General features: G+C 48.2%; 1 protein-coding gene. It reads right to left on the bottom strand.

The features are described from left to right. Positions 1-87: 87 nt before the first annotated feature. Positions 88-1,647, bottom strand: a complete 1,560-nt coding sequence (locus tag KQJ23_RS23520; RefSeq protein WP_216481328.1) for an IS1182 family transposase — start codon at positions 1,645-1,647, stop codon at positions 88-90. Positions 1,648-1,781 lie beyond the last annotated feature (134 nt).

Here is a 1,781-nt window from a genome sequence, read left to right as displayed (position 1 = left end):
AAAGAAGCTGTCCCAAAAGTACACTTCGGGACAGCCTAAGCAAGAAGTTTAAGTATAGTCACGAAATACACCGAGGAGCTAAGCGGTTTATTCACGCTTAGCTCCTCGGTTTTTAGCATCCACCGTCGCTTTTTTAAGCAGATTATGGGCAAGGCAAAGCCACCCGACCTCCAGACTGACTTTGGGCAAGCCTCGAAGCAGAAACCGTCTAAAGCCTCGGTTGTTTTTTAAAGCACCGAATACAGGCTCAGGCTCGATCATGCGTCTTACGGCCAGGGCATAACCTTCTTCACTACGGAGCTTTTGCCTTGCCTGGTTCTTTAGCCGCCAATACTTCATGCTGACTTTGATCTCGCGATTCCCTTGAGCTTTTGTACACTGCGGCTTTAGCGGACATCCCTCACAGCCCGTGCTTCGGTAATGTCGATATTCAATCTCATATCCACTTTCTGTTTTCTCCTTACTTTCTCGCCCGAAATGAAGCGTTTGTCCAGCCGCGCAGGTCCATGTATCTTGTTCGCTGTTATAGGTCCAGTTATCGATTTTGCTGATGTCCCTTTGCCAAGCCTTGCTCTTTTCGCGATGATACGTACTGTACTTCACGATGGCCTTCACTTGATGCTGCTCCAGATAAGCATAATTCTCTTCGCCGCCATAGCCCGCATCGGCGATGACCGTCTTCGGTAGCTTTCCTAACTGCGATTCCACTTTTTCCAAATGCGGGATGAGGCAACGTGTATCGGTCGGGCGTTGATGCAAACTGTAACCGATAATGAATTGATTCTCCGTCCCGATCTGCACATTATAGCCCGGCTTGAGTTGACCATTTCGCATGTGGTCTTCTTTCATACGCATAAAGGTAGCGTCCGGGTCGGTTTTGCTATAGCTGTTTCTTGTCCCTACAATGGCTTGTTGGGTTTCGTACTTTTGCAGACGGGGCAGCAAGTCCTTGCGAAGCGTGCGCACTGCCTTTTTGAGCGGTTTGTTCTTGGGCTTCTCCTGCAAGCGCTCCTCTAACTGCTGAACGGCTTGCTCCAGCTTTTCACGGGTGAGGGAAGAGGACTCGCCAAGCTCCAGAAGATCCTTACCACTATGCGTTCCTTCTTCTTGCTTCTCGGCTTCCTCTATGGCAGCAAATAAGGTCTGAACTTTCTCTTGAAGCCTGGATTTATGCTTCACCACTGCTTTGCCCCAAACAAAAGTGTATCGGTTGGCATTCGCTTCGATTTTCGTGCCGTCCACAAAATAATGTTCGAGTTGTACGTAGTTCTCCTCAGCCAGAAACTGAAGGACGGCGGTAAAAACCGTTTCCAGTACCTCCCTCATGCGTTCGGATCGAAAGCGGTTGATGGTACGAAAGTCCGGTCTTTGTCTGCCGGCGAGCCACATGAACATGATATTTTCACGGACCGCTTTGGCGATCTGGCGAGAGGAGTAGATACGCTGAGTGTAGGCGTAAATGATGACTTTGGTAAGCATTTTAGGGTGGTAGCTGTCTCGTCCGCCTCCAGGATAAGCCGCGTCGAAGATGACGTCGTCCAAACGATTGACGGCGGTGTTCACCACTCGAACCAGGTGATTAACGGGAATATCCTCTTCTAAATCCATTGGTAAACAGAGTTGATCCATGGTATATTGAATGTACAAAAGAAACCTCTCCTTTGGTTGTATGGTTGCTCGACACTTCCATTTTACCAAGGAAAGGTTTCTTTTTGTTTTACATTTTTTTAAAAGGAGGCTTACCCTTAGTCATCATTGTTTATGACTTTTGGGACAGCCTC

The organism is Paenibacillus brevis (genome assembly GCF_018919145.1).
Classification (GTDB): Bacteria; Bacillota; Bacilli; order Paenibacillales; family Paenibacillaceae; genus Fontibacillus; species Fontibacillus brevis.
Note: the sequence above shows the minus strand (reverse complement) of the source record. Positions and strands in the feature narration are given on the sequence as shown.